The following is a 15,554-nucleotide window of genomic DNA, read 5'->3' on the forward strand; positions in this document are numbered from 1 at the left end:
GCCTGCATTGGGTGGGTGCCGACCTTGGTCGGCACAATCTGTCAGATCGCGATGCCGCCGGCACTGTGCCGACCAAGGTCGGCACCTACCGGAGCGGGTTCCGTGCATGAATCGGTAGTCGCCGACCGTGGTTGGCGCATGACCTGCGGTCGCTCGATCAGGTCTGCTTGCGTCGGATCGGAATCGCCGACACCGGCACCGCGGCCACGTCATGCCCGCCTTCGCGGATTGGTGCGCCGGGGTCCGGTGCCCAGGCATGGGCATAGATCACTTCCCAGCTGCTGGGCAGCTTGCCGTCGGCGCGCCGCATCGGTTCATACGCCGCTGCCGCCGCCGCGAAACGGCCACGCCCGGTCAGGGTATGGCGGCGGTCTACCCGCGCGTTGGTCGCGCCCATCGCGCGCAGTTCGCGCATCAACGAGGGCAGGTCGTCGTAGGTCAGGGTGAACAGATCGCGGTCCAGCACCGGGTCGCGGAAGCCGGCCATCATCAGCGCGTCGCCGAACTGGGCGATCTGCGCGAAGCGGCTCACGTGCGGGCGGTCATCGGCGGCCGCGAAGGCTTCGTTGAGTTCGATCAGGGTTTCCGGGCCGAAGGTGGAACACAGCAGCAGGCCACCGGGCTTGAGCACGCGACGGAAGCCTGCGAACACCGCCGGCAGGTCGTCCACCCACTGCAGGCACAGGTTGCTGAAGATCACATCCACGCTGTTGTCCGCCAACGGCAATGCGGCGGCGTCGCCGCACAGGCGCTGGAACGGCTTCCACCAGCCGGCCTGGCGCTTGGCCTGGTCCAGCATCGGCAGCGCCACGTCCAGCGCGATCACCTGCGCCTTCGGCCAGCGCTTCTTCATCAACGCGCTGGCGTGGCCGGTGCCGGCACCGATGTCCAGCATCACCTCGGGCTTGCGTGCCTCCAGGTAGTCCAGCGATTCGATCAGCCGCGACTGCACCTCGCGCTGCAGGGCGGCGGCGGCGTCATAGCTGCTGGCGGCACGCGCGAACGCGCGGCGGACATGGCGGGCATCGAAGTGGGACGGCATTGCGAAAGTCTCTTAGAACGTACCGGGGTAGGCGCCGCCGTCGATCAGCAGGTTCTGTCCGGTGAGGTAACCGGCCTGTGCACTGCACAGGAAGGCGCAGGCGGCGCCGAATTCGTCAGGCGTGCCGAAGCGGCCGGCGGGAATCTGCTGGCGGCGGCGTTCGGCGACTTCGCCGGCATCGCCGTCCTTGCCCGCACTGTGGGCGAAGTTGGCGCGCAGGCGGTCGGTGTCGAACTGGCCGGGCAGCAGATTGTTGATGGTGACGTTGTGGGCCACCGTGCGGCGCGCCAGGCCGGCGACGAAACCGGTCAGGCCACTGCGCGCGCCGTTGGACAACGCCAGGATGTCGATCGGGGCTTTCACCGCCGACGAGGTGATGTTGACGATGCGGCCGAAGCCGCGCTCGATCATCGCGTCGACGGTGGCGCGGATCAGTGCGATCGGCGCCAGCATGTTGGCGTCCAGCGCGGCAATCCAGTCGTCGCGTTCGAAATTGCGGAAATCACCGGGCGGCGGACCACCGGCATTGTTGACCAGGATGTCCACCTGCGGGCAGGCGGCCAGCGCCGCAGTGCGGCCGGCCTCGGTGGTGACGTCGGCGGCGACGGCGCGCACCTCACCGGCACCGGGCAGTGCACGCAGTTCGTCGGCGGCGACCTTCAGTGCAGCCTCGCCACGCGCCACGATCACCACGTTCACGCCCTCGCGTACGAGCGCACGCGCGCAGCCCAGGCCCAGCCCCTTGCTCGCGCCGCAGACCAGTGCCCAGCGGCCGTTGATACCCAGATCCATGCGTCAATCCTGCGGAATTCGGAGGGGGCTCATTGTCCGCCATCGGCCGGCGACAGGCCGGCAACGAAGTGTTGCAGGGCGGCGGCCACTTCGTCGGCATGGCCGAGGAAGGGCGCATGGCCGCCGTGGGCGATGGTCAGCGCCTGCGCACCCGGGGCCAGCGCCGCAGCGGCCTGCATGGCGACCGGTGACACCAGGCGGTCGCGCTGGCCGGCGATCCACAGGCTGGGCTTGCCCAGCGTCGGCAGTGCCCCGCGCAGGTCGGTGCTCTCCAGCAGGCGCAGGCCTTCCAGCAGGGCGCGTTCGGTGGGCGCACCGCGCTCGACCAGGCGCTGGCGCAGGGTGCGCAGTTCCTCGCGGGCATGCGCCGAGCCCATCACGTCCAGCGCGAGGAAGCGTTCCAGCGTGCCGCCGAAGTCGGTCGCCAGCTCACGCCCGAACTGCTCGAACACCGCCGGCTCCACCGCGTGCGGCCAATCCTCGCCACGCACGAAACGCGGCGTGGCGGCGATCATCGCGAGACCGCGGACCTTCGGCAGCGTGGCCGCCGCATGCAGTGCGAACAGGCCGCCCAGCGACCAGCCGCACCACACCGCCGGGGGTGTGGCCGCGGCAATGGCACTGACCACGAACGGCAGGCGCAGCGGCGTGGTGTCGTCGCGGCTGTGGCCATGGCCGGGCAGGTCGACCAGGTGCAGGGTGAACTGGTCTGCCAGGCGCTGCACCAGCGGCGCGAATACACCGCCCTGCAGGGCCCAGCCGTGGATCAGTACCAGGTCCGGCCCACGGCCGGTGACGTCAATATGCATGGGCAACGACACGGAACTCAGGCAAAAGCGGGCAGCGGCGGTGGCGCGGCTTCACGCACGGCCAGGGTCACGCGATCGCGCGCGCTGGCGATGGCCTCCACCAGGCCACCCACCTGTTCCGGCGTATGCAGCGCGGACAGTGTCACGCGCAGGCGTGCCTTGCCTTCCGGCACCGTCGGCGGGCGGATTGCACCGACCAGCCAGCCGGCCTGTTCCAGCGCCGTGGACATCGCCACGGCGGTGCGGTCATCGCCGAACAGCAGCGGCTGGATCGGTGTTTCCGAAGCCATCAGGTCCAGGCCATGGCGACGCGCTTCAGTGCGGAACAGCGCGATCAGGTCGGTCAGCTTTGTGCGACGCCAGTGGTCGCGGCGCGCCAGGCGCACTGCTTCAAGCGCAGCAGCGGCCATCGCCGGTGGCACGGCAGTGGTGTAGATGTACGGGCGCGCGGTTTCGGCCAGATGCTCGATCAGGTCGTCGCGGCCCAGCACCAGCGCACCGGAACCGCCCAGTGCCTTGCCCAGTGTGACCAGCTGCAGCGGTACGTCGTCCACGCCCAGCCCGGCGGCGGCCACGGCACCACGGCCATCACCGACCACGCCGACACCGTGCGCATCATCCACATAGAACAGCGCCTGCTGCAGGCGTGCCACAAGCGACAATGCACGCAGCGGTGCGATGTCGCCATCCATGCTGAAGACACCATCGGTGGCCAGCATGGCCGCGCCATCGGGCGCGTGCTTGAGCTGACGCATTGCGCCTTCCGGATCCAGGTGCGGATAGCGGCGCAGACGTGCACCGGCCAACCGGGTCGCATCGAGCAGGCTGGCGTGGTTGAGCTTGTCCTGCACGCACACGTCGTTCTCTTCGCTCAGCAGTGCCTGCTGCACCGCCAGATTGGCGGCGAAGCCACTGCCGAACAGCAGCGCACGTGGATAGCCAAGCCACTCGGCCACCTCGCGTTCCAGCGCCTCATGCAAGGCATGATGGCCGCAGACCAGGTGCGAGGCACCGGCGCCAGCGCCTTCGCGTGCGGCGGCGTCCTGCAGCGCGTTGACCACGCTGAACTGCTGGGCCAGGCCCAGGTAGTCGTTGCTGCAGAAGCCGGTCAGCCACTGGCCGTCCACTTCCAGGCGCACGCCATCACGACGGGTGACCGTGCGTCGCGGGCGGCGACGGCCTTGGGCATCGCGCAGAGCGCGCTGGGCGTGGAGGCGGGCGGTCAGGTCGGGGCGGGCCATGGTGGCTGAATGCGTCGACGGGGCGGCTAGGGTAGCGCGTTGCCGCGGCGCCTGCTTGCGGCCCGTCTCAGGCCGCGTGAGCGCAGCCACAGCCGGGCGTATCGGCACTGATATCGGCGTGCACGGTACCGCCGTGGTCGTGGCCTTCGGCATCCACCTGCACCGCCATCGGCTGCAACCCCAGCCGAGCGAACAGGGCCAGGTCGCGCTCGCTTTCCGGGTTGCCGGTGGTCAGCAGCTTGTCGCCGTAGAAGATGGAGTTGGCGCCGGCCAGGAAACACAGCGCCTGCAGTTCGTCACTCATCGCCTCGCGCCCGGCCGACAGCCGCACCATCGAGCGCGGCATGGCGATGCGGGCCACCGCGATCATGCGCACGAACTCGAATGGGTCCAGTTCGGCGCTGCCATGCAGCGGCGTACCCGCCACCTGCACCAGCTTGTTGATCGGCACCGAATCCGGATGCGCCGGCAGCGTGGCCAGCGCCAGCAGCAGGCCGACGCGCTGCGCGCGCGTCTCGCCCATGCCGACGATGCCGCCGCAGCAGGTCTTCAGGCCGGCATCGCGCACGTGTTCCAGCGTATCCAGGCGGTCCTGGTACTGGCGCGTGTGGATGATCGAATCGTAGTAGTCCGGCGCGGTGTCGAGGTTGTGGTTGTAGTAGTCCAGGCCGGCGTCCTTCAGCGCACGCGCCTGCTCGCCGCTGAGCATGCCCAGCGTGGCGCAGGTCTCCAGACCCAGTGCCTTCACCCCGGCGATCATCGCCGCGACCTTCGGAATGTCTCGATCCTTCGGCGAACGCCATGCGGCACCCATGCAGAAGCGCGATGCACCGGCGGCCTTGGCCTGGCGTGCCTTGGCCAGCACCGCGTCGGTCTCCATCAGCTTCTGCGCGTTCACCCCGGTGCTGTAGCGCTGCGCCTGCGGGCAGTACGCGCAGTCTTCCGGGCAGCCGCCGGTCTTCACCGACAGCAGCGTGGACACCTGCACCTGCGACGGGTCGAAGTGCTCGCGATGGACCGCTGCGGCGCGAAACAGCAGCTCGGGGAACGGCAGATCGAACAGCGCCTGCAGTTCGTCGTGTTGCCAGTCGTGGCGGATGGCAGCAGCCATGGCGGGACCTTGGGTACGAGTGGAGCGAGGGCGGCAGTGTGGGTGGGGGGGTACGGGCTGTCAACTTTTAGTTTGATGTTTTGGTTTACTTTGCCGTGACTGGAATGGAATCCCATACAAGCGATGGCCATGGCGCTGCATCGATTGCGGGCATCGCTGCTGCCGCGGCGAACCACGTCCTCGGGCCGGGAGCGGGGGCAGCCTGCGCGGTGAGCTTGGCCCGAACATCGTCAGGATCGACCCGCGCAGCGCGTTGGACGTAACCTCAAGCACACACGTTCAATCGGGCAGCGCTGCAATGGACAATCCGGACAACTGGCAGCCGATCACCCGGGAAGAACTGGAAACCCTGGTCGCACGGCAGTTGCAGGATTGCTCACCTGTCCAACGAGCCACCTTCGAATCCCTGCGCGTGCCATTCCATGCGGTTCGGTTGCACAGGCTGGGCATGATTGAGTGGGTCTGGGCGGTCGCACAACTGCCCGACGGGTTGCTGTACTACGAGGACGTTGAGGAAGGATTCGAGGTGGGCACGCCGGGAGAGGATGGTGTGTTGCCGAACCAAGGTTGTTCTCAGCTGACGCTGACCCACATTCTCCATCGTTTGGTGATCTGAGCATCAGATCTCGCAGATCGCTGCATCTGCCCGAGTTCAGGACGCTCTTCTGGCGGCATACGTGCATTTCACCGCATCCTGCAAGGCCTTCGGCCACAGTGGCCGCTGTCTAATCAAAGCGCTGGCGCGCAGACTTTGACTCATGACCGATCTCCATCGCCTCCGCGGCCGCATCACCGCGCTAGTTCTCAGCGAAGCCTGGCGCCGCCGCGCCGCGCTCTGGGGCGGCGCCGTGGCCGTGGCGCTGGTGGCGATCCTGTTCGCCAAGGCCAGCGACGCGGCGTTCCATCTGTTCCAGCGCATCACGTCGCACTCGCCGTGGTGGGCCCTGCTGCTGACGCCGGGCATCTTCGCGCTGCTGGCCTGGTTGACCGCCGGTGTGCTCAAGCCCACGCGCGGCAGCGGCATTCCGCAGGTCATCGCCGCGTTGGACAAGGCCGATGAGCCGTTCCGGAAGACCAACCTTTCACCCGCGGTTTCGGCCGGCAAGCTGCTGCTGACCTCGCTGTCACTGCTGGGTGGCGCCTCGGTGGGCCGCGAGGGCCCGACTGTGCACGTAGGCGCCAGCTTGATGTACCTGTTCGGCCGCTGGTTCAGTTTCAAGGATCCCCGCGAGCTCTCGCACTTCCTGCTGGCCGGAGGTGCGGCGGGTATCGCGGCGGCGTTCAACACGCCGCTGGCCGGCATCGTTTTCGCCATCGAGGAGCTCAGCGGTCGTTTCGAGCATCGCTTCTCAGGCACCCTGCTGACCGCGGTGATCGTCGGTGGCGTGGTGTCGCTGGGCCTGCTGGGCAACTACACCTATTTCGGCCATGTGAGCGCACGCCTGCCGCTCGGCCAGGGCTGGCTGGCAATCCTGCTGTGCGGCGTGGTGGCGGGCCTGCTGGGCGGCCTGTTCGCGCGTGCGGTGCTGGCCAGTGCGGCGGGCCGCCCGCGCTGGCTCGGGCAACTGCGGCAGCGGCATCCGGTTCTGTTGGCCGCAGGCTGCGGCCTGGTGGTGGTACTGCTCGCCCTGGTCTTCGGTGAAGGCGCGTTCGGCACCGGCTATGAGCAGGCGCGCAGCCTGGTGCAGGGGCAGGCGGTGGTCGGCCACGAGTTCGGGTTGATGAAGCTGCTGGCCAACCTCGCATCGTACGTGGCCGGTATTCCCGGAGGCTTGTTCTCGCCCGCGCTGGCGGTCGGTGCGGGACTGGGGCACAACCTGGCGGTGCTGATGCCCGGCGTGGACCCGCGCGCGTTCGTGCTGCTGGGCATGTGTGCGTACCTCACCGGCGTCACTCAGGCGCCACTGACTTCGGCGGTGATCTCGCTGGAGCTGACCGACAGTGGTGATCTGCTGCTGCCGATCCTGGCCACGGTGCTGATCGCGCGTGGCGTGTCCGGGCTGGTCTGCCGGGTGCCGATCTACCGTGGGTTGGCGGAGTTGTTGATGGTGCCGAAAGCAGAGCCAGCGGATAGGCATCACTGATTACCTTGATCAACAGGATCAATCAGGTCGAAATCTTCACTTTTGCAGTGAAGCTGATTCCCCGTTGCACCGTCTACCCGATGCCGGGTGCGCCGCTGAAGATGCGTCGACACCGGGGCTGTACCCGGACCTGCATCGAGAGCAACCATGATCAACTGCCGTATCCGCAGCCTGGCGGCTGCCGTCCTGGCCCTGGCCAGTTCCCCCGCGCTGGCGCTGGCAGGCACGCCTGTGCTTCCCAGCGAACGCAGCATCGGTGTCATCGAGCCGGTGGCGCGTTTCGAAGGTGCGATGCCCACCAGCGTGGCGGTGTCCGGGACCGGGCGGATCTTCGTCAACTTCCCGCGCTGGGGCGATGAAGTGGCCTACAGTGTGGCCGAGTGGCGCGATGGCCGTGCCGTGCCCTATCCGGATGCGCGCATCAACCGCAAGGACGATCCCGACCCGGCAGCACACTTCATCAGCGTGCAGAGCGTGGTGGCCGATGGCCAGGGCCGGCTGTGGGTACTGGACACCGCCGCACCGGGCTTTTCAGCGCCGCAGGCCGGCGGCGCCAAGCTGGTGGCGATCGATCTGGCCACCAATACCGTGGCCAAGACCCTGGTGTTCCCGGCCAACGTCATCGATGCGCGCACCTATGTCAACGATGTGCGCTTCGATTTCCGTGTCGGCCGCGAGGGCGTGGCCTACGTGACCGACTCGTCACTGAGCGGCATTGGCGGCATCATCGTCATCGACCTCGCTACGGGGGCGGCATCCAAGCGTCTGATCGGTCATGTATCCACCTCGGCCGATCCCGCGTTCGTGCCGATTGTGGAGGGCCGGCAGATGCGGTTGCGCAAGGCCGACGGTTCGTCGGCACGTTCAGCGTTGCCGCCGATGGCATCGCGCTTTCGCCGGATGGAAGTACGCTGTTCTACACGCCACTGTCCAGCCGCCATCTGTACAGCGTGCCCACCGCACTGTTGCGCGACCCGAAGGTGAGCGAGGCGGCGCTGGCTGCTGCGGTCGTTGACCTCGGCGAGAAGGGCGCCTCCGATGGCATGGAGATGGATGCCAACGGGCGGCTGTACGCCAGCGACTACGAGCACAACGCCATTCATGCCCGTGATGCGCAGGGGCGCTGGACGACCGTGGTGCACGACCCGCGCATCCTGTGGCCGGATACCTTGTCGATGGGGCCGGATGGCTACCTGTACTTCACTGCCAACCAGCTGCATCGGCAGGCCGGATTCAATGGCGGCGTTGATCGCCGGCAGACGCCGTACATGGTGTATCGCACCCGGGTGGATGCGAAGCCTGCGCCAACGCGGTGAGGTGATCGGGGCAGCGGGTGGGCGACAAAACCCCTACGGCTCGTTGAGGGCCCCCCCGATGGCAACGCACTGACGGCGCCGTCAGGCTGAAGCGCATGTCTGCCTTCTTCGACCCGGGCCGCCACGTGCAGGCCGCACTTCGTGTGCTGCTACCGCTCCGTTGCCTGGTCTGCGGTGGCCCGGGCCACGATGGACTCGATCTTTGCGATGCCTGCCTGGCCGGACTGCCCTGGGCCGGCCGGGCCTGCCTGCGCTGCGCGCTGCCGTTGCCGGGCACAGCGTTGATCGTCTGCGGCACCTGCCGCGAAGAGGTGCCGCCACAGGCCGCCACGCATGCCAGCCTGCTGTACCTGCCGCCGGTCGACCAGTTGCTGGTCCGCTACAAGTTCCATCAGGATCTCGCCGCCGGACGCCTGCTCGCGCAGCTGATGCAGCGCGCACCGCCGCCGTGGTCGTGCACGCCGCTGGTGCCGGTGCCGCTGCACAGGCGACGCTTGCGCCAGCGCGGCTACAACCAGGCCGGCGAGCTGTGCCGGTTGCTGCCGATGCCGGTCTGGCAGGGGGTGTACCGGCAGCGGCATACCGCACCGCAGTCTGAACGCACGGCCGAACAGCGCAGGGAAAACCTGTTCGATGCGTTCGACGTGCGTGGTTCCGTGCCCTCGCGGCTGACCGTGGTCGATGACGTGATGACGACTGGCAGCACGGTGATGGAGGTCGCCGAGACGCTGCGCCTGGCCGGCGCAGCGGAGGTGCGCGTGTGGGTCTGTGCGCGGGCGCCGTGATCGCCCTCTTCATCCACAGGGGCTAGGATGAGGCCGGTTCCGGATCGGAGGAGTGGCCATGAATTCCCCCTTGTCTCCCTTGTTGTCGGCGGTTGGGCGCAGCTGGTGGATCCTGCTGCTGTACGGGCTCGTCGCACTGGGTTTCGGCATCGTTGCCATTGGCTGGCCGCTGTCCGCAGCGATGGCACTGGCCTGGACACTGGGCGTGATGGCCATCGTTGAAGGCGTCATCAGCCTGTTCGCACTGATCAGCGGCGGCAGTGGTGCCTCGCGTGGCTGGTTGGCGCTGTATGCCATCGCCTCGCTGGGCTTCGGCATCCTGGCGGTGATCAATCCGCTGGCCACCGCCAGCGTGCTGGTACTGTTCCTGGCGGCATGGCTGCTGGTGGCCGGCATCTATCGCATCGTGTTCGCGATCCGCGTGCGCAAGCAGATCCAGGGCGAGTGGCTGCTGATCCTCAGTGGCGTGCTGGCGGTGGTGCTGGGCCTGCTGTTTGCGGCCAATCCGTATGCAGGCGTGGCGGTGACCACGCTGTGGATCGGCATCGGCAGCCTGCTGTACGGGCTGCTGCAGGTGCTGGTGGCGTTCAAGCTGCGGAAGCTGAAGTGAGGGGCGCGTTTCCGTTCCTGCTGGGCGCAGCGCTGGTGCTGGCCGGATGCATGCCGGGTGCCACGCCCGGTGCGCTGGCAGGCAAGGATCATGCGCCGCGCGCGGGTGTGGATGTACGCCTGAGCGCGGTCGATGCGGACGGCAAGGGCAGGCAGGCGCAGTGGCAGGGCGAAACGCTCGCCCTGCGCGAGCCGCCGATCGCTGGCAGCGCCGACATCGCCGATGTGCGCTACGTGCTGGACGAGGCCAAGCAGCCGGGCCTGCAGATCCGGTTTCGACACGAAGCGCACCAGCGCATCCACGATGGCACGGCAGCACTGGTCGGTCAGCGAGCGGCGATCAGCGTGGATGGCCGCGTGCTGTTGGTGGCGACGGTGCAGGGACCGTTCGGCGAATCGATGATGCTGAGCGGGCTGCCCAGCGTTGCCGAGGCGCAGGCGCTGGCCAAGCACATCACGGGCGACTGACGGACGTGCCAACACCCCCACGCTGCGCATGGAGGTCGACCAAGGTCGACCGCTACCGGGCGAACCGTGCCTCGATCTCTTCCAGCGACTTGCCCTTGGTCTCCGGTAGCCAGAACGCGGCCACCAGGAAGAACACAAAGGTGCACGCCGCCCAGAACACGAACATGCTGGCGTAGCCGTAGTGGCCCACCGTGGGCAGGAAGATGGCGGCGATGGTGGTGGACACGAACTGGTTGATCAGCAGCGCGATGCTCATGCCATTGGAACGGATGCGGTTCGGCATCAGCTCCGACAGTGCCAGCCACACGCACACGCCGGGGCCGACGGCGAAGAACGCGACGAACACCAGGATGCAGGTGGCCACGGCCCAGCCGTGTGCCGGTGGCGGCACCGGGCCAATGCGGGCCTGCTCGATGCGCAATGGCGCCTGGCTGGCGTTGGCCGGGTCGGCAAATGGATTCAGGTGGAGTTTGCGGAAGAACGCACCGATCACGCTGTCCGGCTGCACGGTGCCGGTGCGCTCGATGCGCAGTTCGCGATCAATCAGGTTGTCGCTGCGCAGGGCGCGCACATTGGTGAAATCACCATAGGCGTACGACACGGTCAGCTGCATCGGTCGGCCCTGGCTGTCGATGCCATTGCTCAGGCGTTGCCACTGCGCGTCATCCAGCACCAGCTGCAGGCCTTCGCCGCTGACCGCCGCCTGCAGCTGAGGCTGCACATCGGCGCGTCCGCGCTCGGCCTGGAAGAACAGCGTGGCCGCCGCCAGCAGGGCCACGCAGATGCCACCGCTGCCCAGCATCAGCAGGAACTTGCGGCCCTTGCGGTCGACCAGCAGCAGCGCGACCACGGTCATCACCGCGTTGAGCAGCTTGATCACCACGTCGGCACCGTTGGCCACCGAACCGGACAGGCCGGCCTGGTTGAGGATGTTGACCGCGTAGGCCAGCACCGAGTTGATGCCGGTGGCCTGGGTGCAGGCCAGCACCACGCACGCGAGCACGAACGGCACCACGTAGCGGCGGCTGAGCAGCGGATCGCGCTTGCCGTCGCTGCTGCTCGATTCCGGCGCCTGGATCTGGGTCAGCGTGGGCTCGACGTCTGCGGCGGGGAGGACGCGCTGAAGGCTGCGGCGGGCTTCATCGATGCGGCCGCGGCGCACCAGCCAGCGTGGTGATTCGGACAGCCAGAAGATACCGGCGCAGAACAGCAGGCCGGGTGCCAGGCAGGTCCAGAAGATGGTGCGCCAGGCGTGGTCCTTCACCGTGAACAGTTCCTGCGCCTGCTGCGCGACCGGCAGCGAGCGCACGGCCTCGGCGGCGGCATCCACGGCATGGGCGTGGTACAGGCCGATCAGGGCTGCCAGCACCAGGCCAACGGTCAGCAGCAGCTGGAACATGGCCGCGCCGCGCCCGCGCCGTTCGGGGCTGAGCACTTCGGCCAGGTACAGCGGAATCACGACGCCGATCAAACCGCCACTGATGCCCTGCAGCAGGCGTCCCAGCAGCAGCGGCGTGTAGCCGGAGGCCAGTGCCATGATCGGAATCGAGGCGGTGAACAGCAGGCCGGCCAGCAGCATCGCGCCGCGGCGGCCAATCAGGTCGGCGATCATGCCGGCGAACAGCGAGGACAGCACGCTGCCCAGCAGTACGGCCGCCACCACGAAGCCGAGCTGCTGGCTGCTGAGCTGCCAGGCGTGACTGGCGGTCGCTTCAAGATAGGGCAGGGCACCGGCGATGATGCCGATGTCGATGCCGTACAGCAGGCCCCCCAGGCCGCCGATGAAGAGCAGGTAGCGTACGGGCCAGCGCGGGGCGGTGCTTGCAGTCATCGGCAGTTCCTGTGGTAGCGCCGGGCCAGGCCCGGCGGCGGTTCGTCGCAGAGTGCATTCTGTAGAGCCGAGCCATGCTCGGCTGCTTTCCGTTCCGATATCGAGGTTCCCCATGCCGCGCTTCGCGCGGCGAGCCGAGCCTGGCTCGGCTCTACAGGGAGCCCGCGCGGCATCCGGGCCGCATCGCTTGCGTCAGGTCAGATCGACGACGCGCCCGCCGATCACCACCTGCTGCAGGCGCAATCCGGCATCCAGTACCACCAGGTCGGCACGGGCGTCGGGCGCAATGCGACCGCGATCATCCAGGCCCAGGTAATCGGCGGGGAAGGTGGACACGCGATGCGAGGCATCGGCCAGTTCCAGTCCCACGCGCACCAGGTTGCGCAGCGCCTGGTCCATGGTCAGTGCGCTGCCGGCCAGCGAACCGGTGGCCAGGCGCACGCAGCCGCCGCACTTGTGCACGCGCTGTTCGCCCAGGGCGTACTCGCCATCGGGCATGCCGGTGGCGGCGGTGGCGTCGGTCACAGCGTACAAGCGCGGGATCGCGCGCGCGGCCAGGCGGATCACGCCGGGATGGATGTGCTGCAGGTCGGGAATGATCTCGGCGTACTGCGCATGTGCCAGCGCCGCCGCGGCGATGCCAGGCCGGTAGTGGTCGACGCCGGTCATGCCGTTGAACAGATGGGTGAAGCCGGAAGCCCCGGCCTGCAGCGCAGCAACACCTTCTTCGTAAGTGCCGGCGCTGTGGCCAAGCTGCACACGGATGCCCATTGCCGAAAGCGCGGGAATCAGCGCGGTGTGCTCGCCGATTTCCGGCGCCAGTGTCATCACCCGGATCGGTGCAAGTGCATGCAGTTGCTGCACCAGCGCCAGCGTCGCCTCGATGGTGCGGTTGGGTTGCGCGCCCAGGCGCTGCGGGCTGATGAACGGCCCTTCCAGATGTACGCCGGCAATGCAGGCGGCGTCGGCATCGGGCGCTGCCATGGACGCGGCCACGCCGTGCAGCGCGTGCTCGATCTCATCCAGGCCGGCGGTCATGGTGGTCGCCAGCAGTGTGGTGGTACCGAAGCGCAGGTGGGTGCGGGCAATGGTGCGGGCCACGTCGCCGCCCTGCATCAGGTCGACGCCGGCCGCACCATGCACGTGCAGGTCGATGAAGCCGGGCAGGATCACCGGCAGCTGCAGGTCGTCAGCGCCGCTGTGGTCGTCCACCTGCAGCTGGCGGATGTGCGAATCGAAGTGGACGTGGCCACGCCGCCAACCCAGCGGCGTGAGGATGCGGCCATGCAGGGTGCGGGTGTCGGTCATGCAGTGGGCTCGGCGATGATCACCTCGATGCCCAGCCGCTGCAGCCCTTCACGGGTTGCGTCGTCGATGCCGGCGTCGGTGATGATGGCGTGGATCTGATCGAGAAGTGCGATGCGGTGCAGGCTGACGCGGCCGAACTTGGAGGCGTCGGTCAGCACCACGATGCGGCGCGCGCGCTCGACCATGCGGTGGTTGAGGCGGGCTTCGGCTTCATCGTGGGTGGTCAGTCCGAACTGCAGGTCCAGGCCGTCCACGCCCAGGAACAGGGTGTCGAAGCTGTAGGAGTTGAGGCTGGCTTCGGCCTGGCTGCCCTGCAGCGACAACGACTGCTGGCGCAGCAGTCCACCGGTCAGCAGCACGTTGATGCCGGGCGCGTTGGCCAGTTCCCAGGCGATGTTCAACCCATTGGTCATCACCGTCACGTCGCGCTGGGTGCGCAAGTGACGGGCCAGGGTCATCGTGGTTGAGCCGGAGTCGATGATGATGTTGTCACCGGGCCGCACCAGGCGCGCGGCACACGCGCCGATCGATTCCTTCAGCGGCAGGTTCAGTGCGTCCTTTTCGTGGATGTCCTGTTCCTGCGGCGGCGTGCGTACCAGCGTGGCGCCACCGTGGGTACGGTTGGCCAGGCCTTGCGATTCGAAGTGGGTCAGGTCGGCACGGATGGTCACCGCCGACACGCCGAAGCGCTCGACCAGATCGGCCACCTGCACCGAGCCGTGCTCGATCAGCAGCTGCAGGATCTGTTGCCGGCGGGAGCGGGTGTTGCGCATGGCCATTCTCGGTGTCGCGGGGAAAGGTAGAGATTAGCCGTTCGCAGCAACGGCGGCAGCCGCGTCTGCGTGATGCGTGCGGGTTCCGGCCTGGTTGGCGCTGCACGCACGGGCGTACTCGCCCAGGCACAGGCCGACGCGATGCCGTGCCAGCGCGGTAGGCGTATTGGCCAGGGTGCCCTCGCGCACGGCGCGGTACTGCTCCGGCAGGTACTGGCTGAGCAGTACCAGCGGCGGCGCGTGCTGTTCCAGGTTGGCGAACAGGGTCTGCACCGCCTGCACCAGCGCGGGCTCGCCCCAGTAGTAGCGGCAGCGGTCGCTGAAGGAATAGCTGCGCAGCAGGCGCAGCGCTGCCTCATCGCCCTGGTAGTAGGACTGCCAGTACTTCGGCTGCGCCACCATCACTTCATCCAGCACCTGCGGCAGGCGCGAGCACTGTGCGGCCGGCAGCAGTTCGGCCTCGATCGCGGCCAGCGCGAACAGCGCTTCGCGGTAGGCGAAGGTCGCCGCCGGGCCGACCTTGAGGATGGCGAAGTGGTCGCGCACCAAGGCGTGCAGGCCACTTTCGCGCTGGTAGTCGGTGGAATGCGCTTCGAACACGATGCGCGGCTGCTGTTCGAGGAAGTCGGCCAGCGTGCTGGCGGCGGCCGGGTCGTACTCGTGCACACTGCTGTGGTCGAAGTCCACGCCCGGTTGCACCACCATGGCGATCACGCGCTGCCACGCATCGCGCAGCTGCGGCGTATCGAACGCCTGCTGATGAATCGCCAGGGTCTGCGCGGCAGCAGCGGGCGTGGTCACCTGCAGGCCTTCGGCCAGCGAGGCTTCGCCACCGGGAATCGGCACTTCGGTACCGATCACGTAGACCGGCGGCGGCAGGCCATGATCGGCGGCGGTGCGTTCGGCGATCTCGGCGAGCTCGGCCGAGCGCGCGGCGACGATGGCGTCGGGCAGCGGCACCGGATCATCGGCGCAGGACATGCTGCAATCGAGGTGGATCTTGTGGAAACCGGCGGCGACGTAGGCTTCGATCAGCACGCGCGCGTGGGTCATCGCTTCGGCAGCCGGGCGCTTCTGCCAGGCATTCGGGCCGAGGTGGTCGCCACCCAGGATCAGCCGCTCGCGCGGGAAACCTTCTTCATCGGCCAGCGTGCTGACGTAATCGCGGTACTGCGGCGGAGTCATCCCGGTGTAGCCGCCGAACTGGTCGACCTGGTTGGAGGTGGCCTCGATCAGCAGCACGGTGCCGTGCGCCAGCGCCACGTGCATGGCCGCACGCAGCACCTGCTCGTTGCTGCAGCAGACGCTGTACAGGCCGACGTTGGCACCGGCGCGGTGGGAGGCAAGCAGGGTCTGCAACGGGGACATGGTCAGGCTCCGGTCAA

General features: G+C 68.1%; 16 protein-coding genes. 7 read left to right on the top strand and 9 right to left on the bottom strand.

Annotation, left to right across the window (positions count from 1 at the left end):
* Positions 1 to 157: 157 nt before the first annotated feature.
* From bioC to bioB, 5 genes are all read right to left on the bottom strand, one after another.
* Positions 158 to 1,042 (bottom strand): malonyl-ACP O-methyltransferase BioC, encoded by an 885-nt coding sequence (gene bioC / locus RI032_RS09955; protein ID WP_322548213.1) that lies wholly within the window; start codon positions 1,040 to 1,042, stop codon positions 158 to 160.
* 12 nt (positions 1,043 to 1,054) lie between these two features.
* A complete protein-coding gene (locus RI032_RS09960) occupies positions 1,055 to 1,834 on the bottom strand; it encodes an SDR family oxidoreductase (protein ID WP_010482173.1) in 780 nt (259 codons plus the stop codon).
* 29 nt (positions 1,835 to 1,863) lie between these two features.
* Complete coding sequence (gene bioH / locus RI032_RS09965; protein ID WP_010482172.1) at positions 1,864 to 2,643, bottom strand: pimeloyl-ACP methyl ester esterase BioH; 780 nt, start codon at positions 2,641 to 2,643, stop codon at positions 1,864 to 1,866.
* Between the two features lie 17 nt (positions 2,644 to 2,660).
* Positions 2,661 to 3,884 (bottom strand): 8-amino-7-oxononanoate synthase, encoded by a 1,224-nt coding sequence (bioF, locus tag RI032_RS09970; RefSeq protein ID WP_109814778.1) that lies wholly within the window; start codon positions 3,882 to 3,884, stop codon positions 2,661 to 2,663.
* 67 nt (positions 3,885 to 3,951) lie between these two features.
* Entirely contained in the window at positions 3,952 to 4,995 is a 1,044-nt protein-coding gene (bioB, locus tag RI032_RS09975) for a biotin synthase BioB (RefSeq protein ID WP_049412416.1), read from the bottom strand.
* Positions 4,996 to 5,293: 298 nt separating this feature from the next.
* On the opposite strand from bioB, the gene RI032_RS09980 reads away from it, so the two are divergent.
* The 7 genes from RI032_RS09980 to RI032_RS10010 all read left to right on the top strand — a co-directional run bounded on the left by RI032_RS09980 (position 5,294) and on the right by RI032_RS10010 (position 10,257).
* Positions 5,294 to 5,611 carry a hypothetical protein gene (locus RI032_RS09980; RefSeq protein ID WP_109814779.1) on the top strand — a complete coding sequence of 106 codons (318 nt, stop codon included), beginning with the start codon at positions 5,294 to 5,296 and terminating at the stop codon, positions 5,609 to 5,611.
* Positions 5,612 to 5,753: 142 nt separating this feature from the next.
* Positions 5,754 to 7,079, top strand: coding sequence for a chloride channel protein (locus RI032_RS09985; protein WP_322548214.1), 1,326 nt, complete (start codon positions 5,754 to 5,756; stop codon positions 7,077 to 7,079).
* Between the two features lie 147 nt (positions 7,080 to 7,226).
* Positions 7,227 to 8,063 (top strand): L-dopachrome tautomerase-related protein, encoded by an 837-nt coding sequence (locus RI032_RS09990; protein WP_322548215.1) that lies wholly within the window; start codon positions 7,227 to 7,229, stop codon positions 8,061 to 8,063.
* On the top strand, positions 8,006 to 8,395 hold the full coding sequence (locus RI032_RS09995; protein WP_322548267.1) for an SMP-30/gluconolactonase/LRE family protein: 390 nt from the start codon (positions 8,006 to 8,008) through the stop codon (positions 8,393 to 8,395). Before RI032_RS09990 ends, RI032_RS09995 begins: the two co-directional genes overlap by 58 nt.
* A gap of 95 nt (positions 8,396 to 8,490) precedes the next feature.
* The gene (locus RI032_RS10000; protein WP_322548216.1) at positions 8,491 to 9,180 is read left to right on the top strand and encodes a ComF family protein; all 690 of its coding nucleotides are present in this window, start codon (positions 8,491 to 8,493) and stop codon (positions 9,178 to 9,180) included.
* Between the two features lie 58 nt (positions 9,181 to 9,238).
* Positions 9,239 to 9,790: an HdeD family acid-resistance protein gene (locus RI032_RS10005; RefSeq protein WP_021203354.1), complete on the top strand. Its 552-nt coding sequence runs from the start codon at positions 9,239 to 9,241 to the stop codon at positions 9,788 to 9,790.
* Entirely contained in the window at positions 9,787 to 10,257 is a 471-nt protein-coding gene (locus tag RI032_RS10010) for a SecDF P1 head subdomain-containing protein (RefSeq protein ID WP_126560473.1), read from the top strand. Before RI032_RS10005 ends, RI032_RS10010 begins: the two co-directional genes overlap by 4 nt.
* A 52-nt stretch (positions 10,258 to 10,309) precedes the next feature.
* On the opposite strand, the gene RI032_RS10015 is transcribed toward RI032_RS10010, so the two are convergent.
* The 4 genes from RI032_RS10015 to RI032_RS10030 all read right to left on the bottom strand — a co-directional run bounded on the left by RI032_RS10015 (position 10,310) and on the right by RI032_RS10030 (position 15,537).
* Complete coding sequence (locus tag RI032_RS10015) at positions 10,310 to 12,088, bottom strand: MFS transporter (RefSeq protein WP_322548217.1); 1,779 nt, start codon at positions 12,086 to 12,088, stop codon at positions 10,310 to 10,312.
* Positions 12,089 to 12,280: 192 nt separating this feature from the next.
* Positions 12,281 to 13,396: an N-acetylglucosamine-6-phosphate deacetylase gene (locus tag RI032_RS10020; protein ID WP_322548218.1), complete on the bottom strand. Its 1,116-nt coding sequence runs from the start codon at positions 13,394 to 13,396 to the stop codon at positions 12,281 to 12,283.
* Entirely contained in the window at positions 13,393 to 14,169 is a 777-nt protein-coding gene (locus RI032_RS10025; protein ID WP_010482152.1) for a DeoR family transcriptional regulator, read from the bottom strand. The genes RI032_RS10020 and RI032_RS10025 overlap by 4 nt, the downstream gene beginning before the upstream one ends.
* A 33-nt stretch (positions 14,170 to 14,202) precedes the next feature.
* On the bottom strand, positions 14,203 to 15,537 hold the full coding sequence (locus tag RI032_RS10030) for a D-tagatose-bisphosphate aldolase, class II, non-catalytic subunit (RefSeq protein WP_057502358.1): 1,335 nt from the start codon (positions 15,535 to 15,537) through the stop codon (positions 14,203 to 14,205).
* Positions 15,538 to 15,554: the final 17 nt, after the last annotated feature.

Source organism: Stenotrophomonas geniculata (assembly GCF_034508895.1).
In the GTDB taxonomy this organism is placed as follows: Bacteria; Pseudomonadota; Gammaproteobacteria; order Xanthomonadales; family Xanthomonadaceae; genus Stenotrophomonas; species Stenotrophomonas geniculata.